This window comes from Streptosporangium sp. NPDC023963 (assembly GCF_040639135.1).
Taxonomy (GTDB): Bacteria; Actinomycetota; Actinomycetes; order Streptosporangiales; family Streptosporangiaceae; genus Streptosporangium.
On record NZ_JBEZZK010000005.1, the window covers coordinates 88702 to 114610 of the forward strand.

A 25909-nucleotide genomic window follows, 5' to 3' on the forward strand; every position below is an offset into this window, starting at 1 on the left:
CTTCCAGACTTCTGTCAGCTTATGTAGCTGACTGTCAGGAATCTGCAGGGCACCTCAAACCGCGTTCGTGAACACCCCGACCATAAGGAGTCGCACAGTGATCGCAAAAACGTAACCGTAGAGGGCTGGGAGGCGCCGATGAAGACAGGTCTGCAACATTGTCGCTGCGAAGCCTTCGGCTCCGGACGCAACCCTACGGACGGGTGATCGAACTCGCTGGTCCTTGATTGTCGGGCACGTTGTCCGACAACATGATCGTTCGGTCGAGGAGGTGCGGGAAGCATGGCGTTGTCGCGCATGAACAACTGCCTGAAGAGCCTCGTGGGTCCACTAGGTGCTGTCCTCTTGGCGGTTGGCCTGGGATGGGCCACGCTGTACTTCTTCTTCGGGCCCGACGTGCGGCGCGTAGACCCGGACGTGCTCCCGGAGTTACGAACCGTCGGCCGGGTTGTCGGCGAAGAGGCGGTCATGGTCCATGAGTGGGAGAACGCGTACGTCGAAATGAACGACCTCGTGATCTACTTCGACGGCGACGTGAAGAACGACATACTCGCCGCGGCCGAGCGACGGCTGAACCAGAGTGGCTGGTCCGTATCGCGCAGGGAGCCGCCTGAAATCTGGGTGGAGTCGGCCAGATGGCCTTCCGTCCTCGTTACGGTGGAGCAGTTCAAAGGGGCGCACATGAGCAGCGACCTGCGCGAGCAGGTCGCGGCGACAGGGCTGCCGATGGACAACATGGCGTACATGAGCGTCCGGCCGTGAGCCTGTGAGCTCTAACGACTCTGTGCGCGATTGAGGTCGAGGCATGCTGGCCTGGACGGTCCTGTCGGTGCCCCTACCGCATGGCGCAGCGGTCGGAGACCAGCCCGGCGATGGCGCGGGCGATGGGTGCGAAATGCTCGCGGCGTCCGATCCAGCGCTGCATGGATCGCCATTGCTTGGGTTCGGCGATGGCGTGTTCGACGCAGATGCGCTGTGAGGACTGTCGGTGGCGTTGCGCCTCCCCGGGGGTTACCTCGGCTGGTGTGGTGTCCTTGCCGGGCTTCTTCGGCGGAGTGGTGACCTGGGTGGGGAAGTCGCGGGCGAGGCCTTGGTAGCCGGAGTCGACCTTGGTCTTGACGTCGGGATGGAACCGGAGCAGGTCCTCGATGCCTTCGGTGCGCAGCATGGTCACTTCCTTGCGGTGTTGTGGGTGACCGGCATGCTCAAGGTCGTCGGCGGGCTGCTGGGCCTGGCTCTGGTGCGCCGCCGCGCCTGGGGGCGCGGCATGGATTGCCTCCTGCAGCTGATGGCATGGGGCGCGGGGGTACTGCTCGTCTGGCATGGAGCACTGTTCGTCGGGCAGGGACTGCTCGTCCAGGCGCACATCATCGAGCTCGCTCCGGAGCTGCTACCGGTCAGCCGCTGGTACACCTACCTGTGGGGACCGTGGTTCGTGGGCGGCGGGGTCACCTTCATCTTGGCCGCACGTACTCACTTGAGCACGATGGCCGACCGCCGGGGTGCCACGATCACGGGCATGATCGGCGGACTCGGCGCACTGGCCCTGTCCGCCGCGGCCCTAATAGCAGGAATCGGATAACCCGTCCGGGATCGCCCACAGTCCAACTCGGTCCCTACGACCGATCTCCGCTATCGCGCACTAACTCGTAAGGCGTCGGTCATATCCGACAGTGGTCGCCGGGCAGGTATGTCCGAGTATTGCCCTGTCGTGCGCGCCGGGCCAGGATCGCTCGCGTGAGCGTCTTTTGTGAGTACTACCGGGCTGCGGATCGTGCGGCGGCGATGGTCCAACCGGACCGTTCCCGCGTGATCGACGATCCTGAGTACGGAGTCGCCGGGTTCGACGCCGTGGAGACCAAAGGAATCGACCCTCAGGTGATCCTGGGCCAGCTCGTGGCGTTCATCGGCGATGTCGACTTCTCCTTCGACCTGGTCGATGCGGTGCCCCTGTACCCCTCGTATCCCGATCCGGCCCCGCAGACCGACGAGGAGTGGGATGCCCTGCCTGAGGACTCCCCCTACCTGGGTGGGGCGGCCATCTACGAGTTGCCGGTGAACGCGCGCGACATCCTCGCCGGCGCGGACGACTCATCCCTGCCTGCGGTGGCGGAACGCTGGACGAAGATCGAGGAGTTCTCTTTCCACTCCTCGGACGACGACAGGGAATACATGCTCTCCCTGGTCAAGGACCTTGTCGGGCTGGCCCGCCGCGCGAAGGAATGCGACCAACTGCTCTACTGCTGGATGTTCGTCTGACCGAGGTGGTCACCGAAAGAGTCCGGCCTCAATGGAGACCTCTGCCTCTGCGAGAGGGACGACCACGTCCTCACCCTGAGCGCGTCGATACGGCGAGACCATGCAGTCGTCCACAGCAACAGATCAAAGCGCAGCCGAGCTCATTCTGTTAGGCACTCTCAGCGGGAAGCGATCTTCGTAACCCCCCTCGCGCCCCAGGCCAGCTCTACTTGTGAACACCCCACCAGGTCAGAGGCCGTTTCCGAGCAATCGGGAACGGCCTTTTGCTTTGCCGGGTGACCAACTGAGTGACTAGCCCCGCTACTGGGAGTCGCGTCCTGAGATCGCCATCACGGCGGCGGTCAGGATGCAGGCCAGCCCGACAGCGGAATTGGCGATCAAGAAGGGGACGGCGTCGTTGTCGGCGCCGGTGGCGACCGCTCCGCATCCGCCGAGAATGAGAATCGCCCACCCGAGGGTCAGCGGAAGCATGTGGGGACGACTCTGAGGTTTCACTGATCATCCTTCGTGGGGCGGACCAAGCTGGACGATGATCGCATGCCGTGATCAGTCCGGGAAGATCCGATCCATAGCTTCGGCTCCTTCCAGGAGCATCGGGCGGAGCTGCTTGCGGTAGACCGTGGCAATCTCCGACTATGGGAAGCCCAGCGGCTCATCTACTGATCGGTTCGTAGACATCTCTCTATTCGGTGAGCAGGACAAAGCCGGGCAGCATCACCATCTCCAGGAGGCGGGCCAGCACGTCCTCAATCGGCGGAAGATCCAGCGCGAGCAGCCCGGCCAGCGAGGTACGGCACACGTCAAGATCGATACCGTTGTCGGCGTACTCCCGTTCCAGTTCTGAGAGCCTGCTGACAAAGGCTTAAGCGCTCGTGGGCATGGGACTATAGAGGGCCGGTCCGATCTTGTTGATGTAGCCCTGGTGGGACCATTGAGACAGCTGGACGCGAAAGCTGTTGACGTTCTCGATACCGAGGATGGCGGCCAGTTCGCTCCCTCTCCAAGCCCGCCAGGGTTGAGCGGTCAGGAGTTCCAGGACCTTGCCGCGCCGGTCGGGGCTGGACAAGTTCGGAAGCGGCGGCGGGTCGCTCCAGTGGCTCGAGGGCGGCTGGCCTGCCAGTTCGCGCGTCAGACGGCGGGTCATAAGATGCACCGTGGCCCACCAGATCATGGCTTCGTGGTGTTCGGGCTTACGTTCATAGATCCGCACCAGGCGGCGGTAGCGAGCCAGCCAGGCGAACGTTCGTTCCACCACCCACCTGCGAGGCAGGACGACGAAGCCACCGATGTCGTCAGTGCGCTTGACGATCGTGACAGCCAGACCGAGAACCTGCTTGGCCCAGATCACCAGCCGTCCGGCGTAGCCACCGTCGGCCCAGATCAAGCTGACGGTGGAGAACTTCTCCCGCAGCAGTGCCAGCACCGGATGCGCGCCGTCACGGTCTTGAACCGACGCGGCGGTGACGATCACGCACAACAGCAGCCCGAGCGTGTCGACCACGACATGTCGCTTCTGTCCCTTCAGTTTCTTACCTGCGTCGTAACCGCAGGCCACCGCCCCGACGGTCTCGGCTGCCCTGACCGCCTGGGAGTCGACGCACCCGGCTGTCGGAAGCTCACCGCGCCCGGCCCGGACCCGCAGACGACCGCGTAGCCGCCCGGCCAGCCGTTGAGGCAGGCCACGCCCAGACCAGCGCAGGAAGAACGCGTACACCGCCTCACGCGGTGGAAAGTCGACCGGCAGGGCCCGCCACTCGATCCCGTACCGGGTCACATAGGTGATCGCGTCCAGCGCCGCTCGCAGATCATGCACCATCGGCCTGCCCGTGGTGACGACCAGTTCGGTCATCATCGCCCGAACCTCGCCCTCCAGGACCTCCCATTCGGCATTGGTCAGATCCGACGGATATGCCGGTTTCCGGGCGCGACATCCGCACCCCGGTGAGGCGCAACCGATGGCGTTCACGGCCGCAGGCGTGTAGATAGACAACCACGGGCTCCTGGCCGCTGAGCTGCTTGGACAACACCTCAGCTACCAGGAGCCCACTCCTGTCCGCAGGCGCGTCACTCGAAGACGCCCTCGAACAGGGCATCCTGTTGGGCGCCACTCCCGACGAACACACTGCGTCGCTCGTCGCGAGCAGAGGAAATCGGATATGAACGAGCTGAAAACCGGCGTCCACGTTCGCGATGACGCGGTGCTGTTCACCGTGACGGTACCTTCGGCAGATTCGGCTACACGTTCGTGGTGACGGGGGTGCGGTCGACGAGATTGAAGACCGTGTGAGGATCACGTCCGCCGAACAGCAGCGAGATCACGATCGCGGCCATCGCTTCGAGGTGGAGAGCGTGCTGCAGGTCGCCGATCGGCAGGGGCTCACCGCCGATGTCGACGATCAATTGCCGCGTCATGTCTCGTGCGGCCGAGTGGTCACCGCAGTACGGAACGACCAGACGGCGGCTGTCGAACAGTGGAGGTTCCATCTGCCATACGCGCGCATGGCAGAGGTTGAATGCTTTGACGACGTGACCGCCGGTTGTCCGCTCGATGTCCTGCGCCATCGACCGGCCGGGTTTTGTGACCAGTGTGAACCTCTCGATCTCGACCGGGTTGGTGCAGTCGACGATCGGCTTGCCGCGCAGCGCGTCGCCTATCTCGGCCAGCGTGGCCGGCATCCCTTGGTAGAGGACCGCGATCAGGGCGATGTCGCCGAACTCGGCCACCTCTCGGATACTGCCTGCGCGGCCGCCCCACTTGCGAGCCAGCGCCTGCGCCTTGCCCGCTGTCCGGCCGGCGACCATCAACTCGTGTCCGGCGGCCGCCCACCGGGTACCGAGCGCGTCGGCCATCACCCCAGCACCAACAACACCAATTCTCATGCCTGGCAACGCTAGGTGGACGTGGGGCACCATGTGGTTCCCTGCACGGTGTCAGGCGCTGTCATCGCCGGCAAGTTCCTCGGCGTGCTCTTCGGCCCACCGGGCGAGCACCGAAACCGGCCCGAGCAGGCTCTGCCCGAGCGGGGTCAGCCGGTACTCCACGCCTGCAGGCGCGGTGGCCAGGACTCGCCGCTCCACGAGGTCATTGCGTTCGAGCTTGCGCAGTGTCTGGGTCAGCATCTTCTTGCTGATTCCGCCGATTCGGTCGCGAAGATCGCTATAACGCTGCGGACCGCCTCCCAGCCCGAACACCACGACGACGGACCAGGTGTCAGCCACCAGGTCCAGCGTGGTACGGGCGGGGCAGTCGGCGAGGAACACATCGTGCTCACTCATACAGTGCCGATCTCCGTGTCCTGTACAGCGCGCCAACGTTCGGGGGCGTGTAGCTCATGCCAACAGGATTCCCCCTGTAACCAAGTGCCGTATACCCGAGGCACCCTAAGCGCGTTCCGGTGTGGATTCCGGGGCGTTCGGCGACTGGAAACTCCCAGCTCACCGCCCCGAACCTGGCCAAACATATCCGCTCATGCCGGGTATCGAATATTGTGAGCCGCGATCATGTCCCAGTGCCAGGATCAACTTCGGTCGCTTGTTCGACGGGGTGCGTAGCCACGAAATTGGGGATCTACGCCCAGCGCATGGTCGGCACACGGCGGAGGCAGTCGCCCGGCATATTTCAAGACTCGTGTTCACGACGCTGTCGTTACCGATAAGAGGGTTTCGGTCCCCGTCCTGCTCGCGACGAGCGACGCGGTGTGTTCATCGGGAATTACGGGCAACAGGCATCCCTGGTCCCGGCCTCAGCGACCAAATCCTTTGTCAGCAGGCTCTGAGACCACCGATCGCATCGCCTCCAGGCCGCCGGAGACGCGTGCGAGGCAATCCCTCCAACACGGGACTCTCACGATCAACTGGATCGCAGTGGTCAGGTTGCGGCCGATCGCATCGATGGGTGATCGAGCGAACTATCTCCTGGCTGTTCGGTTACCGGCGCCTGTCACCCGGCACCTATGTCCCTCTGAGGACGCAGTCAACGGCCGTATAGAGGGTTTCGGTCTCGGATCTCAGGATCGAATCCTCGGCAGGCAGGGCTCGTTCGATCGAGAGTCCGTCGAGGACGGTGAGCAGGAATCTCACCCGGCGTGCGTGGTCTTCCTTGGGCGCCACCCCTTCGTCAGCGAGAACCGTCAGCCAGTGCTTGATACGGCGCCCACCTTCCCGCTCCAAGGCGAGATACGCCGCGCGCACCTCCTCGGTCGGGTCGGACGCGATATACGTCTGGTACGCCTTGGTCCACGCCTCACGTGCCTGCTTCCCGACGCCGGCGGGGGCGAGCACTTGCCGGAGACAGTTGACCAGTCGATCTCGGGCCGGTAGCGATCGGTCGTGGATCGGGTCGTCAGGGAACAAGTGGCCGTAGATCCTGGCGAGCACGGCCTCCTGTAGCGCGAGCTGGGTCGGAAAGTGAAACCTGAGCGAGCCCGTGCTCACCCCGGCGCGTGCCGCAACCGCACGCACGCTCAGCCTCGCCCCTACATCCTCTGCGAACATCGCCGCCGCAGCCGCGAGAATCCGTTCGCGCGAGCCGGTGTTCTTGTCCCGCTGTGTCACCTGCCACCTCCTGTCACATCGTACTAGCACACTGTGCTAGCTTTGCCACTAGCACGGTGTGTTAGTGAAATGGCGGCGGTCAAGGACGAGTGAGGAAACGTGATCGAGGACTGGCGGCAACGGCGGGCAGCCAAACGCATCCAAGGCGGAGACGGGCGGACGTTGAAACCTCTCCGCTGGTGGCAGTTGCCCTTCCGCGCACTGTTCTACCTGCCGTTGCCCCACTGGGATGGCCGGCAGACGGTATATGCCGTCGACCTCCCGTACCGGGTTGATACGGGCAGCGGCAAGGTGAGAGCGCACCTGTACCTCGACGGCAGACACCACGCCGAGTCCAAACTCCCGGCAGCCTTTCCCGTCGAGGGCGGCACCATCGAGGTGGCGATCAGTGCATTCGGGATCAAGCGCTGCCACTACGTCACCACCGACGGCGCGGAGCACCAGCTCATCCCTGATCCGAAGTCCGCCGAAGGGCGCCGTGCCCGCGTCGAACGCGACCACCCGGCGCTGAGCCGCTCGGTCGGTTTTCTCTCGGTGCTGATGCTCCTCATCGGCGTCGGCCTGAACCTGCTGCAGCTCGCCGAACCGGTTTCGCGGATCCCCCCGATCGCCGAAAGCATCGGACGTTTCGAATCGCCCGTCCACCTATCGATTTGGCTTAACTTCGCCCTCGCTGTCGGGGCCATTTTGGGAAGCACTGAGCGGGCACTTCGCCTGCGTTACAGCCTGCTCGACGAAGCCGGGAAATAGCACACTCATAAGGAAAAGCCATGACCACCATGACCAAGCCGAACTGGCTGCTCACTCCAGGCGAGCCCCGCGATGGGCCGTCAATTCCAGCTGGAGTGGAGTACCACCGGGTACTCGCCGGCGACAAACGCCGGATCGGTCGCGGCATTTTCGCAATCATCCTCCTGCTGGCGGGCTTGGTCATCTTCCCGACGGTCATCGGCAGGGCGGCTGCGCTCATCGACGTACAGATGGGCAAAACCCCGCCGATCCTGGGTGGCACTGACTACACGCCGCTTTCCCATGCCAGTTCGATGATCTCCCTCGGCCTGCTCATTCCGTGGAGCATGCTCATCCAGCGGTGGCTCTACGGCGTGCCCGGTGCATCTCTGCACTCCGTGACATCGCGGTTCCGCTTCGGCCTGCTCGGCAGATCGCTCCTCGTCTTCGGTCCCGCCTGGCTGATCGTCAACGTCCTCGGAGCTCTCACGCCCGTTGAGGAGTCCCCTTGGTCGCAGACCGACCTCATCGCCATCTTCATCGCCACGATGCTCCTCACCCCGCTACAGGCGGCGGGCGAGGAATACGGCGTGCGTGGTCTGATCTTCCGCGTCATCGGAAGCTGGACCCGCAACCCAAGGGCGGGGTTGGTCGCCGGGGTGCTGGTCTCGAGCGTGCTGTTCACGGCCATCCACGGCGCAACGGATCCGTACATCATCGTCTGGTACTTCGTGCTCTGGACCGGACTGGCCATCATCACCTGGCGCACAGGCGGGCTTGAGATCGCGGTCATGCTCCACGCCGTACTCAATACCTTTACCTTGATCCTGGCCACATCCCTGCGGGTAGACCTCGGTAGTTCATTGCAAGACCGCTCAGCCGGAGTCGGCTCGCCGTACCAGCTCGTGCCCGCTCTCACCGTCATCGTCATAACCGCCATCGTCTGGTGGTGCACCCGAAAGTCAGGACCAGCACTTACTTTTGACTCGTTGAGTGGTGGAGGCGGCGCCGGCAGATCAGGGCGCAGCCGAGTTTGAGCTGGGCCAGGAACGTATGCCCGGTTAAGCAGGGCAAACAGATGCCATCACCGAACCGGTACGAAGATCACGATTTCTGCGCCCAGCCTTTTCTGGGGCCATCAGGCGGCTCATCGAGAGCCTGCGGAGCCGACGACGGTTGCCGGCCACCTCGCCTGGACAGCGGCTCCTCACAAGGTTGCTAATTCGTATGAGTAGCTGATATCAAATGAGGTGGGGAGCCGGTGAGGTTGGCGCGGGCTCAATGAGATGACCTCGGGACTGAGAGACAGTGATGGCCAAGAGGACGCGAGCTCCCAGGCAGAGCGACATCGCACGGCTCGCCGGCGTCACTCAGTCCACGGTCTCGCTCGTGCTCAATGGTCGCGCGGCGGCGGAGTCCATCCCGCAGGCGACGCAGGATCGCGTCCACGCGGCCGTCAAGGAGCTCCAGTACGTCCCGAACGTCGCGGCCACCTCGCTGCGCGGGGGGCGCAACGGTCTGATCGGGGTCCACACCTTCGAGCCGGTGTTCCCCGTGACCTCCGACGACTACTACAACCCGTTCCTGGTGGGGATCGAAGAACAGGCCGTCGAGCTCAAGGTCGACCTCGTGCTGTTCGCGTCCACGCAGGGCGACGACGGGATCCGCAGGATCTACGCCAACGGGGCCAACCGGCTTCGTCTGGCCGACGGCGCGGTGATGCTGGGTATGGAGCAGAACGAGGAGGAGCTGGTCCGCCTCGCCTCCGAACAGTACCCGTTCGTGTTCATCGGGCGACGAGACGGCGCGAGCGCGCAGCTCCCGTATGTGGCTCCCGATTACCACCAGGCGCTCGCCCTGGTCCTCGAACCCCTCGCCGAGGCCGGCCACCGCCGCATCGCCTATCTCGGAGAGACCGCGCGCAGGAACCCGCAGGAGGCGCGCCATGAGAGCTTCCGTGCGCATGTCGCCCGTCTGGGCCTCGGGTCGGGCGACCCGCTCTTCATCGCGCCGGACGAGCTGAACGCCGAGGTTTTCCACGGGATCCTCCGCGAGGGCTCCACCGCGCTGTTGATCGAGAACCACGACTCCGCGACGATACTGGCCGCCATCGCGCAGGCCGCCGGGCTCGACATTCCCCGCGACCTCTCGGTCGTGGTGCTCGACACCGTGCCCGACGTGTCGCCCGCGCACACCTGGAGCCAGATCCGGATGCCGCGCCGCGCGCTCGGTCGTCGCGCCATCTCCGTGCTCATGGAGCTGCTCGACGGGACCATCCCGAACACCTACCACGAGTTGCTCCCGGTCGAGCCGCCCTCGACGGCGACCATCGCCAGCCCGCACACGTCCCCCCCGGCCATCTCGACCTGAGCGGGCCGCACCCCGCACCCCGCACCCCGCACCCCGCACCCCGCAGCAAGACCGAACAGTTTTCTACTCATACGAAAAAGGAGATCCGATGAAGGCTGATGCTCCACGGCGCGCCCGGTGCCGGGCCGGCGTCACCGCGCTGACGATCGGCGCGCTCCTGCTCGCCGGATGCGCCTCGGCGCCGGCCGACGACGCATCGCCGGGCGGCGACGGGTCCAAGGGGAAGACCCTGACCGTCTGGTTCCCCGGAACCAACCAGACCGAGATCGACCTCGTCACCGGACCGATCGCCAAGGCGTTCGAGGAGAAGACAGGCGCGAAGCTCGATGTCACCTTCGTCGACTGGGGCGACCTGTCCACGAAGCTGAACGCCGCGTTCGCCGCGGGGACCGCCCCGGACGTGTTCGGGCACGGTCCGGCCGCGATCGCCGACTTCGTGGTCAACGACCGGATCGAGCCCCTCGACGGCTATCTCGCCAAGCTCGACCCGGCGGACCGGGAGGACATGGCCGCCGCCCTGCCGGGCGGACAGGTCGACGGCGTGCATTACCTGATGCCGCTGTCCATGCAGGGCAGCTTGATCGTGTACGACGCGGCCGACTTCACCGCCGCCGGGCTCGACCCCGACGCGCCGCCGAAGACATGGGAGGAAGTGCGCGCCGCCGCGAAGAAGCTCACGGTGCGTGACGGCGACACCATCACCCGCTCCGGGCTGCTGATGCCCAGCCAGGCGATCGGCCGGCAGCAGACGTTCGCCTCACTGCTGGGATCGGCGGGGGGATCCCAGTTGAACGAGCAGGGCACCGAGGCCACGTTCAACTCCGAGCAGGGTATCCAGGCGCTCGAGTTCTTCACCGGTCTGTTCGCCGGTCCCGACGCGGTCTCGGCGAACCTCGGCGAGGACTACGTCAACGCGCCCGCCGCGCAGCAGCCGATCGTTCTGGACACGGCGGCGATGGAGATCCAGTCGGCCAGCGGCGCGAACCAGATCGTCGCCGCGGCCCCCGACCTGGACCTTCGTGTGATGCCCGCCCTGCCCTTCGAAGGACAGGGTGAGGGCTCCGCCCTGGGAGGATCGGGCCCCGGCCTGATGATCAACACTGACAGCAAGGCGAAGGACCTCGCGTGGGCGTTCATCTCGTACATGCTCAGCCCTGACGTCAGCGCCGAGTACACCCGGGGCATCGGCGCTGTTCCGGTACGCGCGTCCGCGGCCAAGACGGCCTACGTGAAGGACAACCCAGTGCTCCAGGTGTTCGTGGCGAACGCGCCGAACTTCAAGCCCAACCCGAATGTCCCGGGCTGGGTGCAGGCGCGAGACACGCTGGACAAGCACCTCGAGCAGGCGCTGAACGGCGTCGCGACCGCACGGAATGCACTGGACCAGGCGAAGGTCGAGGTCGACAAGGTCCTCAAGCAGAACCGGTAGGAGCCTCTCATCGTGTCGACCAGCACTCCCCGCGCCACTTCGCCCCGCCCCGGACACCGCCGCTGGAACCGCACGCAGCTCATCGGTCTGCTGTTCGTGCTTCCCGCGGGCCTGTACATCCTGATCTTCCAGATGATCCCGGTCGTCTACGGGTTCGTTCTCAGCTTCACCCACTACAACCCCATCCGCCGGGGCGGCCCCGAGTTCACCGGCTTCGACAACTACGCCGAACTCATCGGCAATCCCGAGTTCGGCAACGCGCTGCTGGTCACCGGGCGGTATGTGCTGCAGGTCCTGCCGCTGACGGTCGTCATCGCCCTCGTTCTCGCGCTGCTGGTGAACCGGCCGTTTCGCGGGGTCGGCCTTTTCCGCTCCGCGCTCTACCTTCCGCACATCGTCTCCCTGACCGTCGTGAGCCTGGTCTGGCTGTGGATGTACTCTCCGAACGGCCTGTTCAACGACATCCTCGCCACGTTCGGCCTTCCCCGGCAGAAGTGGCTGCTGGATGCCGACACAGCGCTCAACGCCGCCTCGGCCATGCGGATCTGGAAGGCGCTCGGCAGCAACATGGTCCTCCTGCTGGCCGGTTTGCAGTCCATCCCCCGCAACCTGTACGAGGCCGCCCGCGTCGATGGCGCCGGTCGCTGGAACACCTTCCGCTACGTCACGCTCCCAGGGCTGCGGCCGATGCTCGTCTACGTCGTGACGATGGACATCGTCTTCCTCGCGCAAGGATTCGCCGAGATCTATGTCCTCACCAAGGGCGGGCCTCTGGGGTCGACCACGACCGTGAACTACCTGATCTACACCGAGGCGTTCCAGTACAACCAGCTCGGGTCGGCGTCGGCGATGGCGTTCGTGCTGTTCGCGTTCATCGTCGGGTTCTCTGCGCTCTCCGTCCGCTCGCTCGTTGGGAGACAGAAGTGACCGTCACTCGACCCATGGCGACCACGTCACGACGCACGACGAGGATCAAGGGCACGTCGCGCGTGCCGGCCATGATCTTCCTCTACGTCTTGTCGTTCCTGGTCGTCATGCCTTTCCTGTGGATGATCAGCCTGGCCTTCACGCCGAACAACGAGGCGTTCGGTTCCGTCTCGCTGATTCCCGCCAACCCCACACTGGAGAACTTCGGCACGGCGTGGACGGACGCCAACATCGTGCGGGCCATGTTCAACTCGACGATCGTCGCCGTCGCCGTCGTGGCATGCAACAGCGTCTTCTCGGTCCTCGCCGGCTACGCGTTCGCACTGATGCCGTTCCCCGGCAGCTTCGGCGTCTTCGTCGGGATCGTCGCCACCACGGCGATCCCCGTCTCCGTGACTCTCATACCGCTGTTCCTGATGGCGCGCGGGATACCGCTGGCGGGCGGCAACGACATCCTCGGGCAAGGCGGCAGCGGGCTCCTCGACACCCTTGCCGGGGTCATGCTCCCGTACCTGGTCCTGCCGATGAACATCTTCCTCGCTCGTCAGTACTTCAGCACGGCACCCCCTGAGCTCGCCGAGGCGGCACGCATCGACGGCGCCGGCGAGTGGCGAATCTTCCGCTCCGTCTACCTGCCGCTGGCGAAGCCGCTGATCGCCGTCGTCGCGATCTTCTCCTTCGTCGGCGTCTGGGACGACTTCCTCTGGCCGCTGGTGGTGACCAACACGGAGAGCTCCCAGACCGTGCAGCTGGCGCTGGCGCGATTCCTCGCCAGCGGCAACATCCAGTACGGCCCACTGATGGCCGGCGCGGTCATCTCGACCATCCCCGTCGTCGTCCTCTTCCTGTTCAACCAGCGCGCGTTCGTGGCCGGACTGGCCGACGGCGGCGTCAAGGGCTGACCGGCCCGACCTCTCGAAAGGAATCCTTTGCGCATTTCCGCCATCTCCACAGATCTCCTCGTCGTCGGCGGAGGGCTCGGAGGCGTCGCGGCGGCGCTCACCGCCGCGAAGCTCGGATGCCGGGTCGTCCTCGCCGAACGCTCGACGTGGCTGGGCGGACAGTTGTCCACGCAGGCTGTGCCGCCTGACGAGCACCAGTGGATCGAGACCTCCCTGACCTCGCCCAGCTATCGGGCGCTGCGGGAGGCGATCCGCGGTCACTACCGGCGCGCGTACCCGCTCACCGAGGACGCCGCCGGGATCGAACATCTCAATCCCGGGATGGGCTTCGTCTCACGGATCTGCCACGAACCACGCGTCGGGGCCCTGGCGGTGGAGGAGATCCTCTCGGCGCACATCGCATCCGGGGCGATCACCTTGCTGCGCGAGCACACCGCGGTCGACGTACGCAGGGATGGGCGACGGATCACGTCGGTGACGCTTCGCGCGCCGAACGGCGATCGCCTCGAGGTGCGCGCGACCCTGGTCGCCGACGCGACGGAGGAGGGCGACCTCATCGAGCCGGCCGGACTGCCGGTGGTCATCGGCGCGGAGGGGAAGGACGAGACCGGGGAGCTGCACGCCCCCGACGTCGCCGACGTCCACGACCAGCAGGCGGTCAGCTGGTGCGTCGCCCTGGAGTACCGCCCGGGGGAGGAGCACACCATCCCCCGGCCCGATCGCTACGAGTACTGGCGCGACACCGTCGACCCGCGCTGGCCCGCCTCCCAGCTGTCCTGGGAGGACGTGGTCCCCGACACCCTGCGGCCGCGGGTGCGCCCGTTGTTCGCGCAGTCCCCGCAGGAGGCGATCCACACGCGTGCGGACGATCTCTGGCAGTACCGGCGGATCCTCTCCAGGCAGCTGCTGGACCCGGACTTCACCGGCGGGGAGATCACCCTGGTCAACTGGCCGCAGATCGACTACTGGGAGCTGCCGCTGCACGGCGTGAGCCCGCAGGCCCGTGAGGAGGCGCTGGAGGGCGCACGCTCTCTCACCCTCAGCTTCGTGCACTGGATGCAGACCGAGGCGCCTCGCCACGACGGCGGGTTCGGCTACCCGGAGCTGCGTCCCCGCGGGGACGTCATGGGCACGGCCGACGGTCTCGCGAAGGAGGTGTACATCCGGGAATCGCGGCGCATCCGCGCCCTGTTCACCGTCACCGAGGGACACATCGGCCGCCGGATGCGCGGTGCCGACGCGGGAAGCGCGATCTTCGCGGACAGCGTCGGCATCGGCTACTACCGCATCGACCTGCACCCCAGCACGTCGGGGCGCAACTACGTCGACATCGACTGCTTTCCCTTCCAGATCCCCCTCGGCGCGCTGATCGCGGCCGACGCCGACAACTTCGTCGCCGCGAACAAGAACATCGGCACCACCCACATCACCAACGGCGCATACCGGCTGCACCCGGTGGAGTGGTCGATCGGCGAAGCCGTCGGCGCCCTGGCCGCGCGCGTCGTGGAGACCGGCCTGGACCCGGCACGGATCCGTGAGGACCCGCGGCAGCTGACGCGGCTGCGGCAGGTGCTCTCCGAGGATCTCGGGGTGTCCCTGGCCTGGCCGGAGCAGATCCGCACCGGCGGGGCCGCGTTCGACCGTGTCCCGATGCCGGCTGATGACGCGGCGCCGGCTCCCGCGCCGGCGGGGGCGTAGCGGAGATGCTCACCGACCTCGACGAGGCAGGGCTGCTCGACTACCGCAGCGCCGTGGTCGACCCGGAGGACTTCGACGCCTTCTGGACCGCCCAGCTCCAGCGTGCCGCCGAGCATCCGATCGACGTGCGAGCCACAGAGGTGGACTCGCTGCCGGAGACGGTCGATGTGTTCGACGTCCGGTTCGCAGGCCATGGCGGTCACCCGATCCGCGGGTGGCTCTACCTCCCGAAACACCGCGCCGCGCCCATCCCCGGGGTGGTGCAGTGCCAGGGCTACGGCGGCGGACGGGGACACCACCTTGAGTCATTGCTGTGGTCCTCGGCCGGATACGCCCATCTGATGATGGACAGCCGCGGTCGGGGCAGCGGCTACCGGCGGGGAGCCACCGCGGACCCCGTCGGCCCGTCCGGCCCGACCGTTCCCGGTCAGACGACCAATGGCATCGAGGATCCCGCGGGCCACTACTACACGCGCCCGTACGTGGACGCGGCTCGTGCCGTCGACGCGCTGCGCGCCGTCTTCGGCCGTACCAACGGGATCGGGAGGAGCAAGAGATGAGACTGCGACGAACCGACGTGCGCGACGGCTGGACCCTCCTCCACCTGGAAGGAGGGGCGCCCGTCGGATTGGGCGGCGTGCGCGTCCCGGCCGAGGTCCCCGGCACCGTGCACACCGCGTTGCACGCCGCCGGCGTCACCGAGGATCCCTACCTGGACGATCAGGAGTCCGCTCAGGCGTGGATCGGCCGGTCACGGTGGCGATACCGCACCGACTTCGATCTGGACGATCTCGGCCCCGGACTTGACCTCGTCTTCGACGGCATCGACACGGTCGCCACGGTTCGGCTGAACGGTCACGAGCTCGGCCGCTCCGAGAACATGCACCGCGGCTACCGGTACGACATCCGAGCCGCCGCGCGGCGCGGATCGAACGCCCTGGAGGTCGACCTCGAGTCGCCCGTCCGCGAGGCCGACCGCCGCTCGCTGGAGCTGGGATACCGGCCGCATGTGAACTCCCACCCGTTCAACGCGCTGCGCAAGATGGCATCCAGCTTCGGCTGGGACTGGGGAATCGACACGGCCAGCGTGGGCATCTGGCGCCCGGTGCGGGTGGAGCGGTGGACCGCGCGGCTGAGCGACGTGCGCCCCGTCGTCACCGTGGAGGGTTCGCTCGGGCTGCTCGCTTTGCACATCGATGTCGCCCGCACCGATCGCGATCGGCGCCTTGCCGTCCTTGTGACGATCGGGGGCCGGACGATCCGCGCCGATCTGGGCCGGGACACCGACCGGATCGTGGTCGACGCGGAGGTTCCCGACGTGCGGCTGTGGTGGCCTCGCGGGCACGGCGACCCCGCGCTCTACGACGTCACGGTCGCCCTGATCGATGTCAGCGACCCGGTATCCGAGGCGGTGCTCGATGAGCGCGACCAGCGCATCGGGTTCCGCACGGTTCACCTCGACACGACACCCGACGAGCACGGCACTCCGTTCACGGTCCGGATCAACGGTCGCCGCGTCGAGGTCCGCGGTGCGAACTGGATCCCCGACGACGCGTTCCCGCACCGGGTCACCCGTGACCGCTACGCCGCCCGCATCGGTCAGGCCACGTTCGCCGGACTGAACCTGCTGCGCGTCTGGGGAGGTGGCATCTACGAGTCCGACGACTTCTACGATCTCTGCGACGAGCGAGGGATCCTCGTGATGCAGGACTTCCTGTTCGCGTGTGCCGCCTACGCCGAGGAGGAGCCGCTGCGCGGCGAGGTCGAGGCGGAAGCGCGTGAAGCGGTCACCCGCCTCGCCGGGCATCCGTCACTGGTGATCCTCAACGGCAACAACGAGAACCTCTGGGGCCTTCACGAGTGGGGCTACCTCTCGCGGCTGGACGGCGCCACGTGGGGGGCGTGGTACTACCACGACCTCCTGCCCAGGATCGTCGAGGAACTCGCGCCGCACATCGGATACACCCCCGGAAGCCCGTTCACCCCCGCCGGCAGCGGGCTCGGCGACGACCCGGATCACAACGACCCGCGTCACGGCAGCATCCACATCTGGGATGTGTGGAACGAGAAGGACTACCTCCACTACCTCGACTACACGCCGCGGTTCGTCGCGGAGTTCGGCTGGCAGGCGCCACCGGCCTGGGCGACGCTGAAGCGTGCCGTCTCCGACGACCCGCTCACGCCGGAGTCCCCGGGCATGGTCGTCCACCAGAAGGCCGTCAACGGCAACGACAAGCTCACCGACGGGCTGCTCCCGCACCTGCGGCTGCCGAACGACATGTCGGACTGGCACTGGGCGATGCAGCTCAATCAGGCGGCCGCGATCCGCACCGGGATCGGATGGTTCCGCTCCCGCGCGCCGATCTGCTCCGGCACCATCGTCTGGCAGCTCAACGACTGCTGGCCGGTGACCTCCTGGTCGGCCGTCGACGGTGACGGGCGCGCGAAGCCGATGCTCTACGCGCTGCGACACGTCAACCGGGAACAGCTGGTCACGATCCAGCCCGCTCCGGACGGTCTCGAGGCGGCGATCCTCAACGACACCGACCGGCGATGGGACGGCGAGCTGCTGCTGGAACGCAGAGACTACGAGGGCGCGATCCTGGCAGAGGCCACCATCGCGGTCGCCGTCGGACCCCGCGGCGCGCAGCGCGTCCGGATCCCCGACGAGATCGGCACCGCCTCCTTTCCGGAACGAGAACTGGTCGTCGCGGCCCTCCACGGCGTACGCGCCCTCTGGTTCTTCGCCGAGTACCGAGACAGCGCGCTCGCGTCGGCGTCGTTCCGCGCCGAGGTGAGCAGGATCCCGGAGGGATACGAGCTGACCGTCCGGGCCAGAACGCTGATCCGGGATCTCACCCTCCTCATCGACAAGGCCGATCCGGCGGGGTTCGTCGACGACGCCCTCATCACGCTGCTGCCCGGGGAGCAGACCACGCTGCGGATCCACAGCACCGAGGAGCTGGACCTCGAGACCCTCAGCGCGCCCGGCGTGCTCCGATCCGCGAACCAGCTCGTTGCGTCAGTCCAGGTGATGCCCCGACGAGCACAGGTAAGGGCGTAGCCCGCGCGGTCCCGGAGACCGTCCGGCACGACTTCACAGAGCTCACTTCTATGCACGCCGATCCCCCAGGAGGTTGATCATGGAAGATCAGTCCGTTCCCTCAGTGTTTCGTCCGTCCCTCTCCCGCCGACAGGCCCTCATCGGCATGGCCACGGGAACAGCGGTGTTCACCCTGGCGCTGAACACGGCAAGGCCCGCGCTCGCCGCGACATCCGAGATCGGCGGTCCGCCGGCCGATGTCACCGCGTTGCCACCCGGTGCCCCCGACCGCGGTCTCTTCGCCGCGGCCGAGCAACGACTGGCTCCGTATCTGGCCGTGCTCGCGCCCTTGGCGAACGGGGTGGAGGATGAGGACCCGAACACGTACGGGTTCATGAGGGGCGGGTTCTGGCGGTCGCCGGCCGAACCGTTCAACGCCCGGGTGCAGGAGAACGTCTTCACCCTGTCGTGGTTCCACGCGAACGCCCGGAGCTGGAACCCCTACACCGGTGATCCCGCGCTGCTGGCGCGCCTGGACGCCGCCATCGGCCACTACCTCAAGCTGCAGAAGCCTCAGGGCTGCTGGCCGGAGTACTCCGCCGGAGAGCTGTCACGACCCGCGACGGGCTTCGCGCTCGGCTTCCTCACCGTCACGCTCGTGGAGCTCCAACGCGCCGGCGCGCTGCCCGAGACCCAGAGCAAGATCATCACCGCCCTCCGCAAGGCCGCGGACTGGTTCCTGGACCCGGCCAACCCGCTGGTCTGGTCGAACCCGATCCCGTACACCAATCAGGTCGCCGGGGGCCTTCTGGGGATCGCGGAAGCACTGCCGTTGCTCGGTGATCCCACCCTGGCCACCCGTCTCAACGAGCGGATCGACGTGCTCGCCCGGGACGGACTGAGCCCCGTCGGCTATTTCTACGAGCAGAACGGGAACGACCCGGGGTACTCGCTCGGTGTCATGACGCCCGACCTGGCGGCGCTCCACGAGACCACCGGCTCGCCCGTCGTGAAGCGGATGCAGGAGACGTACTACGAGTGGATCCGGTACAACTTCGTGCGTGAACCCGACGGCGCCGGCTGGTTCTGCAACGTCGCGACGTCATCGCGCACCTCTCTCCACATCCTCGATGACGTGAAGGACGACAGCTACAAGGCGGACATCAACTCCCTGTGGACGCCCAGCATTCCCGTCTCGGCGGCCTTCACGACGGCTCGGGAGGACAAGGCGGCGCTGAGGGCGGAATGGGCGGCGTCGACCGAACCGGTGCAGCGGCCGCCGGCAGGCCAGGTCGATCCGCAGGTGGTGCGCCTCTCCACCTACCCCGAGAAATTCCCCGCCCGTGCTGACAAGGATGCCGCGATCAGCACCATGCCCTACCTGACCTCCGACAGCTTCGTGGAGTTCCGGACCGATCCGCGCGGGCAGCAGTTCCTCTTCGTCAGAAAGCCCCCCTACTACTTCGGGGGCCTGTTCGGCGTCCGTGCCACATCCCGGGTCCAGAGCGGGCTGAGCTTCCTCTGGCACCCGGATGCCGGCATGCTGCTCTACAGTACGAACAACTCCGTGGAAGGGTGCTGGGGCACGCATCGTTCCGCCCAGTTCACCAGCATCGACTCCAATGGGAACCTGCTCGCCCGGTACTTCCGGGGCGACCCGGCCCACAACGACGAGCTTGCGCTCGACGAGGTGAGCTCAGCCGAGCATCTCGGCATCCGCTACACGACGCCGGACGGTCGACTCACGAAGGACGTCGATCTCCGCGCCGATGCCCTTCGCGTCAAGGTCACCGCGCTTCAGCACTCGACGGAGCGCATGCCTCTCGTGCTGCGCGGCGCCGATCGTCTGACGCTGCTCGGTCCGGTGGAGACGGAGTGGACGCCGGGTGTCGACGTCACGGGCGAGGGCACGGGGTTGCGCGTCCGGCGTGGTCGCACGGACATGGTCATCGAGTGGAACGCGACGCTGACGGCTCGGGTGGTGCCGAAGACGCAGACGTACTTCAAGGACGCCTCCCGGCGCCAGCACATGCTGCTCCTGCCGTTCGGCACCGAACTGGAGTACACGGTGCGCTTCGCGGACGTCACGGCGCTCGACGTGACGGCAGCGGTCACGTCACGCACGCGCGGCGGGAAGGTGCACTTGTCGGTGGCGGCGACGAACGACAACACCTTCCCGGTGGACATGGCGATCGCCACCGTCTACGGCGACAAGACGTTCAGGAACGTGGTCCCCGGCAAGACCGTGAGCGCGTCGATCAACACGCGGCTGACCTCCGTCCCCGCAGGCGTGGCCACCGTCACCGCGACAGGCGTCGCGCACGGTGAGACCATCACCGCGACCAGGTCCGCCGACTACGGAGCGTTCCCGGCCGCATCGTGACTCGCGGCCTCCTGACGCCCTCCATCGTCTCCATACGGATGTCTGCGGAATACGGCGGAAACGGGCCGCGCTCTTGATCGCCGGTCGTTGAACTTCTGACTTCACGCTGGTTGGTGATGGTTCCGGAGGGGATGGGTGGCGTCGATCGCGGTACCGCGATGCGCGCCTGACGCCGGCACGAGAACTCCATGATCATATGTGCTGTCGCCTGCGCGGCGCCCCTGGTGCTCCCATGTCGGTCGGGCTGCGCAGCGAAGATCCTTTTCCTCTTCTGTCCTCGCCGACGATCGGCACCGGCTGATCCTGGGAAACGATCTATCCCATTCCGGGAAGCGATCTTTAAGCGCCCGTTCCATCACAGGTCCCGGCTGGGAACGTGAACACGTTCCCAGCCGGGATCAACTCCAACACACGACCCACACCTCAGGCTTGGTCGCGACCATCCGGCAGTCGACCATGGCCCAAGGCCGAATTCCCGACTCCGGTCCGGAAAGGTCGGCAAAACCTTCCGGACACTCCTGCTCGCAGTGCGGGTCAGGTCACCAGCAGGCCACCGTCGAGGTACAGGTCGTGGGCGTTGATGCCGGTGTTGCGGAGCAGGAAGTCGGTGGCGTCGGCGACCTCGGCCATCGTGACCAGGCGTCCGATCGGCGTCCGGTCCGCATGCGGCGGGTTGGGCACATCGCGCCATTTTGGGCTGTTGCCGATCAGCCCCGGGTGCAGGGCGTTGACACGGTGCGGGGCGATCTCGACCGCGAGGGTTCTGACGAGGCCGGTGATTCCTGCGTTGAAGGTCGTGACGATGGTCGAGCCGGGGTACGGACGTTCCTTGGCGAGCCCGCCGAAGAGCACGACGGAGGCGCCGGGGTTGAACCGGTCGCTCAATGCCCGGACGGTCTCGGCGTATCCGACGAGCTTCACGGTCACAGCCGTGACGGCATGGGTGATGTTGAACTGCGCCAGCGAGTTCGCCCCCTCGGGGATCGCTGTGATGACGAGGTTGTCGACGTCCGTCACACCGGCCAGGGAGGTGCTGATCGTCTCTGGCCGGGCGAGGTCAAGGGCCAGTCCTTGGGCGCCGTGGCCGATCCGCGCGGCGACGGTCTCGGCCCGTGCCTTGTCCCTGCTGGTGATGACGACCTCGTCGCCGCGTTCGGCGAAGTGTTGGGCGATGACGCTGCCCAGGCCGCCGGTGCCGCCGACGATGACAGTGCGGGTCATGAGGTGACCGTCCTTTCGCGGAGGCTGTCCAGGGTGGCTCGGGCCTGCTGGCGCATGACCGGGACGAGTTGGAGCACGGGTTGCGGCAGGTTCGCGGTGACCACGGCGAGTTCCGCGGGGGTGCCCACCTGCTCGAAGAAGCCGATGTTGAGGTGGGCGTTCACGGGCGGGGCCGAGGCGATCACCTTCTGGGAGAACGCGGCCCAGGCCAGATCGGACATGTGCGCCGCCAGCACCGGGAACAGCACCGGCTCTTCGTGATCGAGGTGCTCGTGTACCAGGTCACGCACGGCGGCCGCCGCCGCGGCCAGTGCCGGCCGGTCCGCATCGTCGCGCACGGGGGCGGCGGCGAGCGCGTCCAGCCCGGAGTCCAGGGCGTCGTGTTCCCGGTTGAGTGCGGTCAGGCCTGGGCCGGCCGCGGGGTCGGCTGCGATCAACTGCGGCCACAGCTCGTCGTCCTCGCTCTCATGGTGATGGCGCAGCGCCGCCACCAGGAAGTCGCGCAGTTCGCCCAGCATGGGCAGCGGGGCGCTGTCCCGCTGTGCGGCGTCGGCCAGCAGGGAGGTCGCCACCCGGTGCATCTTGTGCAGCAGTCGGGTCTCGGCGACGGCCGCCGGCTCCGGCGGTTTCATGCTCATGACAGGCTCCTTGTCGTCCTTAATGGCCACTTGGCCATTAAGGGTACAGTAGTACAGTGACGACATGCGGGAGCCTCTATGAACGAGCAGGAATCACCCGGGGAGCCACGGCGCAGGCGCCGCGACCCGGAGGGGCATCGAGCGGCCATCCTGGAGGCGGCCCGCCACACCTTCACCGAGCGCGGTTACGCCCGCACCACTCTCAGGGAGGTCGCGCGCCGGGCCGATGTCACCCACGGCCTGATCTCGCGCCACTTCGTCTCCAAGGAACGGCTTTTCCTCGCCGCGATGCCGGGCAACCGTGACCTGGAACAAGTGGCGGCCGGGGACCCGGCGACGCTGCCCGAGCGGATCGCCCACGGGTTCGTCCAGCGCATGGAGACCGACGCCGCCAACGACTCGCTCGTCGCCCTCATGCGTAGCGCCGCGACCGACGAGCAAACGGCGACCCGCCTCCTGGCCGCGATGCAGGAGCGGAGTGTCCGCGTCTACCGCTCGGTGCTCTCGCCCGACGCGTCGGGCGACCCCGGAGCCGACCTGGACGCTCGCGTGGCACTCGTGGGCTCGCAACTGATCGGAGTGACCTTCAGCCGGTACATCGCCCGTGCCGAGCCGCTCGCCTCCATGCCATCCGAGCAGCTCACCGAGCACCTGGCGCGGACACTGCGGCACATTCTCTACAGCTGACAACGCGCGTGCCCGCTTCGGCGCGCGGTGTTCGGCGGCTTCCGCGACGTTGGTGAGGAGCATGGCGCGGGACAAGCGATGGACGGATACATTCACGATTCATTGCCTTTCTGTGAAGCGATCTTCTGCGCTGCTCTTCTCTCCCGAGTCAGACCCACTCGTGAACGTCCCACCAAGGTCAGAGGCCGCTTCCGAGAGATCGGAAGCGGCCTTTTGCGTTGCCGGGTGACCAGCTGAGTGACTACGGTCCATCCACCCGGTCCGTGCCCTTCCGGGTTTCGCAAAGTCCAGCGGTGAGCGATTCCAGTCCCGTGACCGTGTGGGTCTTCCTGGGCGAGAGTGCTCAGTGGCCGTCCGGCGTGTTCCGGACACGAGAGCGCGCAGAGTTATGGATCAAGACCGGCGAGCTGACGGGGATGCTCACGGAGTACCCTCTCGACACGGGTGTCTACGACTGGGCGATCGAGCACGGCCACTTCCAGCCTCGCACCGCCCATCAGCAGATCTCCTCGTTCGCCGGGCGCTTCACGACCGCGTGCCAGGAGCATTTCCACTACACCGACGGGGATCCGGACTGGAAAGAGACAGCGATCTATCATGCGTACACCGGCTACATGCGCGACTACGAGATGATCATTTATGTGTCGGCCGACCCGCGGTCGGGGATCGCACCTGTCCACCTCCGTTATCTCTTTCGATACTGCGTGGAGGCGCACGCGCGTACGGCGATCCTTCCAGAGCAGCGGAGGGCGTCTCTCCGACGGTCCAGGAGAGTGCGTCCTCCAGCCACTGATGCCGCTCGAAGAAATCGCGGTAGTAATCGATAACATGATCATTGTGGCGGAGGTCGAGTCGCATGATGAAAGCCCGACTCCAGATAGTGGAATCAGGCTTTCTCGCGGTGTCTCCGGTTAACTCCACCAGTCTTGCTCGGGCAGCTTGAGCCACCTGTCGGCCTGGCCGTTGATCGATCGGTTGTCGGCCGGCCGCAGGCCCGCTCCGGCGAAGCAGTAGGCCTCGGCTTGGTGGTGGTAGAGGTAGGTGGCGAGGATCTCCTCTGCGGACTCTTCGGAGTAGACGCTGCCGCCGCCGGGGTGGGTGTCCCATTCCTCGATGGCGCCGTCGCGGGCGACGGCCCCCTGGTTGCCGCTCTTGGGATTGGCGAACAGCCCGTAGCAGACGGTGCCCACCGACAGGCGTTTCATGACGCCGGGGTTGGACGCGGCGTATCCACACGGCTGAAAGACGACGCATCCGCCGGGCACGTCGGTGACACCGATGAGGGCCAAGCTGGCGTCGAAATCCGCCCAGGGATCCTCCACGATCTCTTCAACGTCGGCGTCATCGGCCGGTACGGCCTCCAGGCGCCGTACCGCCTCGGCAGCGGTGAGGTCGGCGACGCAGGCGAGGCTGTGGCCGTCGTCGTCGAAGCGCCCCAACGCGGAGATCAGGCGTCCGGCCTCCGCCACGGCGGCGGCCTCGGTGACGGACAGGCCGGCCTCCCCATCGGGAAGAGTGAACAGGTCAGGGGTGGGAGTGGCCAGGCTGAGCCGTCCGGGAGACCAGCCGTTCATCATGGGTCGCCACGGGTCTGCTCCGGCGGCGACCAGGGCGCGGGCGTTGTCGGGGCGGTTGTTGAAGACGGCTGCCCAGAGCGCGGTGCGGTCTTCGTGTTCCGCGTCGACATCGTCGACACGTTGGGCCAGTTCGGTGACCACCTCGGGTGAACCGCGCTCGGCCGCCGCATGAAGTGGCCGTCCATGGAAGGACACCCCCGAGTTCGGGTCGGCTCCCGCGTCGAGCCGGGCACGGATCAGGCTGAGGTTCGTCCAGCTGTCCCAGCCGATGCCGGACCACCCGGATCCATCGTTGACGGTCATGGCCGCTCCTTAAGGGGATGTACGGGATGTATGACCGCCGATCATGGCGTACGAGGCCGACAGATTCGGGTCGCGGCGATGCGGTCCGGCAGAGCCGTTCCCGCGGTGTTCTCGTGCGCTGAGGCGGCGAGTCCCACCGCTGCGATGACCAGTCCCAACGTGTCCACGGCCAGGCCGCGGTTGCGTCCCGGAACCTTCTTGGCCACGTCCTTGCCGGTCGTGGCGGCGTGGATGCTCCGGGTGTCCGGCACGACCAGGCTCGGATCGGCCTTTCGCCCTATGCTCTCGCGGAGATACCGGCGCAGCAGGTCGTGGGTCACCTGGTCGGTGCCGTCGTTGCGCCACTTGGCGAATCCGTACGGTTCTGATCAGCCCCGTTGGCGGCGCAAGTCCATCAGGCATGCGTGTGCCATGGCCGCGAACTCCGGGTGCCGTGTCGCGATGACCCGCTCGAACGCAGCCTCGGCGTCCGCGACGCGACCCGCGGTGAACCACAGGGCGCCGAGCTGGGTCAGTGCTCCCGGCGACTCGTCGGGATGACCTGAATCCACCGCGCGCTGCAACGCGCGCATCGCCTCTTCGGTACGGCCCTCTCCGGCGAGCAGGCCCCCCAGATTGAACGCCCCTTTCGGCGCGGCCTGCGGGTGGCCCGACTCCATGGCGAGGGTCAGGAAGGTCCGGGCCTGCTTGGTGTCACCTTCGTAGAACAGGATGATCCCCAGGTTCAGCGCGGACATCGCCGCCGCCTCAGGATTGGGAGAGTTCACGGCCATCCGGTACGCGTGCTGGGCGCCGCGCGCATCACCGCGAGATTCCAGCACCACCCCCCAGTTGAAGGCTGCCATTCCGGCGGGCGACGGGCTGCCCTTGGTCGCGAGCAGGCGCAGCATTTCCTCCGCCGCGGCGACGTCACCTTTCTCGTAGGTGTTCTTCGCCACCGCGATCGCCAGTTCCTCGGCCTCGGAACTGCTCATCTGGGCAGTGGGGATACCTCGTTTCCGCGCCGCCGCCAGCAAGAGGTCGGCGAAAGGGTCGGATTCGACCGCACGTCGTCGCCAGCGTTCAGGCCACCATCGCATCCCCTGTCACCCCTTCGGCCAAGAGCCTTGCCTCATCCTTCAGCCACCCTCCTCGCGGGTCAACGCAAAGCGGTGGCGAAAACTCGGAGTGGTCGACGAAGTCTTCGAAT

26 protein-coding genes are annotated in these 25909 nt (G+C 66.7%); 15 read left to right on the top strand and 11 right to left on the bottom strand.

The window, feature by feature from the left end:
- Positions 1-282: 282 nt before the first annotated feature.
- Positions 283-762: a hypothetical protein gene (locus AB0F88_RS18085; protein ID WP_362684608.1), complete on the top strand. Its 480-nt coding sequence runs from the start codon at positions 283-285 to the stop codon at positions 760-762.
- Positions 763-835: 73 nt separating this feature from the next.
- Here AB0F88_RS18085 and AB0F88_RS18090 read toward each other — a convergent pair whose 3' ends face one another.
- Complete coding sequence (locus AB0F88_RS18090) at positions 836-1168, bottom strand: hypothetical protein (RefSeq protein ID WP_362684611.1); 333 nt, start codon at positions 1166-1168, stop codon at positions 836-838.
- Positions 1169-1183: 15 nt separating this feature from the next.
- Here AB0F88_RS18090 and AB0F88_RS18095 point away from each other — a divergent pair, with 15 nt between their 5' ends.
- Positions 1184-1582, top strand: coding sequence for a DUF3995 domain-containing protein (locus AB0F88_RS18095; RefSeq protein WP_362684614.1), 399 nt, complete (start codon positions 1184-1186; stop codon positions 1580-1582).
- Positions 1583-1809: 227 nt separating this feature from the next.
- Positions 1810-2259, top strand: coding sequence for a hypothetical protein (locus tag AB0F88_RS18100; protein WP_362684617.1), 450 nt, complete (start codon positions 1810-1812; stop codon positions 2257-2259).
- A gap of 300 nt (positions 2260-2559) precedes the next feature.
- Here AB0F88_RS18100 and AB0F88_RS18105 read toward each other — a convergent pair whose 3' ends face one another.
- The 5 genes from AB0F88_RS18105 to AB0F88_RS18125 all read right to left on the bottom strand — a co-directional run bounded on the left by AB0F88_RS18105 (position 2560) and on the right by AB0F88_RS18125 (position 6813).
- On the bottom strand, positions 2560-2754 hold the full coding sequence (locus AB0F88_RS18105; protein WP_362684620.1) for a hypothetical protein: 195 nt from the start codon (positions 2752-2754) through the stop codon (positions 2560-2562).
- A gap of 367 nt (positions 2755-3121) precedes the next feature.
- Positions 3122-4249 carry an IS5 family transposase gene (locus tag AB0F88_RS18110; protein WP_362684623.1) on the bottom strand — a complete coding sequence of 376 codons (1128 nt, stop codon included), beginning with the start codon at positions 4247-4249 and terminating at the stop codon, positions 3122-3124.
- A 245-nt stretch (positions 4250-4494) separates the two neighbouring features.
- Positions 4495-5139, bottom strand: a complete 645-nt coding sequence (locus tag AB0F88_RS18115; RefSeq protein WP_362684626.1) for an NAD(P)-binding domain-containing protein — start codon at positions 5137-5139, stop codon at positions 4495-4497.
- Positions 5140-5190: 51 nt separating this feature from the next.
- The gene (locus AB0F88_RS18120) at positions 5191-5535 is read right to left on the bottom strand and encodes a helix-turn-helix domain-containing protein (RefSeq protein ID WP_362684629.1); all 345 of its coding nucleotides are present in this window, start codon (positions 5533-5535) and stop codon (positions 5191-5193) included.
- A 675-nt stretch (positions 5536-6210) separates the two neighbouring features.
- A complete protein-coding gene (locus AB0F88_RS18125) occupies positions 6211-6813 on the bottom strand; it encodes a TetR/AcrR family transcriptional regulator (protein ID WP_362684632.1) in 603 nt (200 codons plus the stop codon).
- A 99-nt stretch (positions 6814-6912) separates the two neighbouring features.
- On the opposite strand from AB0F88_RS18125, the gene AB0F88_RS18130 reads away from it, so the two are divergent.
- From AB0F88_RS18130 to AB0F88_RS18175, 10 genes are all read left to right on the top strand, one after another.
- Positions 6913-7563, top strand: coding sequence for a hypothetical protein (locus AB0F88_RS18130; RefSeq protein ID WP_362684635.1), 651 nt, complete (start codon positions 6913-6915; stop codon positions 7561-7563).
- A 20-nt stretch (positions 7564-7583) separates the two neighbouring features.
- Positions 7584-8579: a CPBP family intramembrane glutamic endopeptidase gene (locus AB0F88_RS18135; protein WP_362684638.1), complete on the top strand. Its 996-nt coding sequence runs from the start codon at positions 7584-7586 to the stop codon at positions 8577-8579.
- Positions 8580-8853: 274 nt separating this feature from the next.
- Entirely contained in the window at positions 8854-9912 is a 1059-nt protein-coding gene (locus tag AB0F88_RS18140; RefSeq protein WP_362684641.1) for a LacI family DNA-binding transcriptional regulator, read from the top strand.
- 88 nt (positions 9913-10000) lie between these two features.
- A complete protein-coding gene (locus tag AB0F88_RS18145) occupies positions 10001-11341 on the top strand; it encodes an ABC transporter substrate-binding protein (RefSeq protein WP_362684644.1) in 1341 nt (446 codons plus the stop codon).
- A gap of 12 nt (positions 11342-11353) precedes the next feature.
- Positions 11354-12268 (top strand): sugar ABC transporter permease, encoded by a 915-nt coding sequence (locus AB0F88_RS18150; RefSeq protein WP_362684647.1) that lies wholly within the window; start codon positions 11354-11356, stop codon positions 12266-12268.
- Complete coding sequence (locus AB0F88_RS18155) at positions 12265-13170, top strand: carbohydrate ABC transporter permease (RefSeq protein WP_362684650.1); 906 nt, start codon at positions 12265-12267, stop codon at positions 13168-13170. The genes AB0F88_RS18150 and AB0F88_RS18155 overlap by 4 nt, the downstream gene beginning before the upstream one ends.
- Before the next feature lie 27 nt (positions 13171-13197).
- Positions 13198-14868, top strand: a complete 1671-nt coding sequence (locus AB0F88_RS18160; RefSeq protein WP_362684653.1) for an FAD-dependent oxidoreductase — start codon at positions 13198-13200, stop codon at positions 14866-14868.
- A gap of 5 nt (positions 14869-14873) precedes the next feature.
- On the top strand, positions 14874-15428 hold the full coding sequence (locus AB0F88_RS18165) for an acetylxylan esterase (RefSeq protein WP_362684656.1): 555 nt from the start codon (positions 14874-14876) through the stop codon (positions 15426-15428).
- Positions 15425-17932 carry a glycoside hydrolase family 2 protein gene (locus AB0F88_RS18170; protein ID WP_362684659.1) on the top strand — a complete coding sequence of 836 codons (2508 nt, stop codon included), beginning with the start codon at positions 15425-15427 and terminating at the stop codon, positions 17930-17932. Before AB0F88_RS18165 ends, AB0F88_RS18170 begins: the two co-directional genes overlap by 4 nt.
- A 145-nt stretch (positions 17933-18077) precedes the next feature.
- Complete coding sequence (locus AB0F88_RS18175; protein ID WP_362684662.1) at positions 18078-20294, top strand: hypothetical protein; 2217 nt, start codon at positions 18078-18080, stop codon at positions 20292-20294.
- A 534-nt stretch (positions 20295-20828) separates the two neighbouring features.
- Here AB0F88_RS18175 and AB0F88_RS18180 read toward each other — a convergent pair.
- Together AB0F88_RS18180 and AB0F88_RS18185 are read right to left on the bottom strand one after the other, a co-directional pair.
- The gene (locus AB0F88_RS18180; protein ID WP_362684665.1) at positions 20829-21515 is read right to left on the bottom strand and encodes an SDR family oxidoreductase; all 687 of its coding nucleotides are present in this window, start codon (positions 21513-21515) and stop codon (positions 20829-20831) included.
- Positions 21512-22153 carry a hemerythrin domain-containing protein gene (locus AB0F88_RS18185; protein WP_362684668.1) on the bottom strand — a complete coding sequence of 214 codons (642 nt, stop codon included), beginning with the start codon at positions 22151-22153 and terminating at the stop codon, positions 21512-21514. Before AB0F88_RS18185 ends, AB0F88_RS18180 begins: the two co-directional genes overlap by 4 nt.
- A gap of 78 nt (positions 22154-22231) precedes the next feature.
- On the opposite strand from AB0F88_RS18185, the gene AB0F88_RS18190 reads away from it, so the two are divergent.
- Together AB0F88_RS18190 and AB0F88_RS18195 are read left to right on the top strand one after the other, a co-directional pair.
- Positions 22232-22840, top strand: coding sequence for a TetR family transcriptional regulator (locus AB0F88_RS18190; RefSeq protein WP_362684671.1), 609 nt, complete (start codon positions 22232-22234; stop codon positions 22838-22840).
- A gap of 293 nt (positions 22841-23133) precedes the next feature.
- Entirely contained in the window at positions 23134-23667 is a 534-nt protein-coding gene (locus AB0F88_RS18195) for a hypothetical protein (RefSeq protein WP_362684674.1), read from the top strand.
- A gap of 84 nt (positions 23668-23751) precedes the next feature.
- On the opposite strand, the gene AB0F88_RS18200 is transcribed toward AB0F88_RS18195, so the two are convergent.
- Genes AB0F88_RS18200 through AB0F88_RS18210 form a run of 3 tightly spaced genes read right to left on the bottom strand, consistent with a single transcriptional unit; the run spans position 23752 to position 25694 of the window.
- Complete coding sequence (locus tag AB0F88_RS18200; RefSeq protein ID WP_362684677.1) at positions 23752-24720, bottom strand: ankyrin repeat domain-containing protein; 969 nt, start codon at positions 24718-24720, stop codon at positions 23752-23754.
- Between the two features lie 41 nt (positions 24721-24761).
- Positions 24762-25040, bottom strand: coding sequence for a hypothetical protein (locus AB0F88_RS18205; protein WP_362684680.1), 279 nt, complete (start codon positions 25038-25040; stop codon positions 24762-24764).
- 48 nt (positions 25041-25088) lie between these two features.
- On the bottom strand, positions 25089-25694 hold the full coding sequence (locus AB0F88_RS18210; protein ID WP_362684683.1) for a tetratricopeptide repeat protein: 606 nt from the start codon (positions 25692-25694) through the stop codon (positions 25089-25091).
- Between the last annotated feature and the right edge of the window lie 215 nt (positions 25695-25909).

Bases quoted from the DNA above. Each gene is read 5' to 3' on its own strand.
- AB0F88_RS18175 (WP_362684662.1), top strand. From the start codon at position 18,078: ATGGCCACGGGAACAGCGGTGTTCACCCTGGCGCTGAACACGGCAAGG.
- AB0F88_RS18190 (WP_362684671.1), top strand. From the start codon at position 22,232: ATGAACGAGCAGGAATCACCCGGGGAGCCACGGCGCAGGCGCCGCGAC.
- AB0F88_RS18090 (WP_362684611.1), bottom strand. From the start codon at position 1,168: ATGCTGCGCACCGAAGGCATCGAGGACCTGCTCCGGTTCCATCCCGAC.
- AB0F88_RS18120 (WP_362684629.1), bottom strand. From the start codon at position 5,535: ATGAGTGAGCACGATGTGTTCCTCGCCGACTGCCCCGCCCGTACCACG.
- AB0F88_RS18170 (WP_362684659.1), top strand. From the start codon at position 15,425: ATGAGACTGCGACGAACCGACGTGCGCGACGGCTGGACCCTCCTCCAC.
- AB0F88_RS18115 (WP_362684626.1), bottom strand. From the start codon at position 5,139: ATGAGAATTGGTGTTGTTGGTGCTGGGGTGATGGCCGACGCGCTCGGT.
- AB0F88_RS18185 (WP_362684668.1), bottom strand. From the start codon at position 22,153: ATGAGCATGAAACCGCCGGAGCCGGCGGCCGTCGCCGAGACCCGACTG.
- AB0F88_RS18145 (WP_362684644.1), top strand. From the start codon at position 10,001: ATGAAGGCTGATGCTCCACGGCGCGCCCGGTGCCGGGCCGGCGTCACC.
- AB0F88_RS18210 (WP_362684683.1), bottom strand. From the start codon at position 25,694: ATGAGCAGTTCCGAGGCCGAGGAACTGGCGATCGCGGTGGCGAAGAAC.
- AB0F88_RS18165 (WP_362684656.1), top strand. From the start codon at position 14,874: ATGCTCACCGACCTCGACGAGGCAGGGCTGCTCGACTACCGCAGCGCC.
- AB0F88_RS18200 (WP_362684677.1), bottom strand. From the start codon at position 24,720: ATGACCGTCAACGATGGATCCGGGTGGTCCGGCATCGGCTGGGACAGC.
- AB0F88_RS18180 (WP_362684665.1), bottom strand. From the start codon at position 21,515: ATGACCCGCACTGTCATCGTCGGCGGCACCGGCGGCCTGGGCAGCGTC.
- AB0F88_RS18135 (WP_362684638.1), top strand. From the start codon at position 7,584: ATGACCACCATGACCAAGCCGAACTGGCTGCTCACTCCAGGCGAGCCC.
- AB0F88_RS18140 (WP_362684641.1), top strand. From the start codon at position 8,854: ATGGCCAAGAGGACGCGAGCTCCCAGGCAGAGCGACATCGCACGGCTC.
- AB0F88_RS18085 (WP_362684608.1), top strand. From the start codon at position 283: ATGGCGTTGTCGCGCATGAACAACTGCCTGAAGAGCCTCGTGGGTCCA.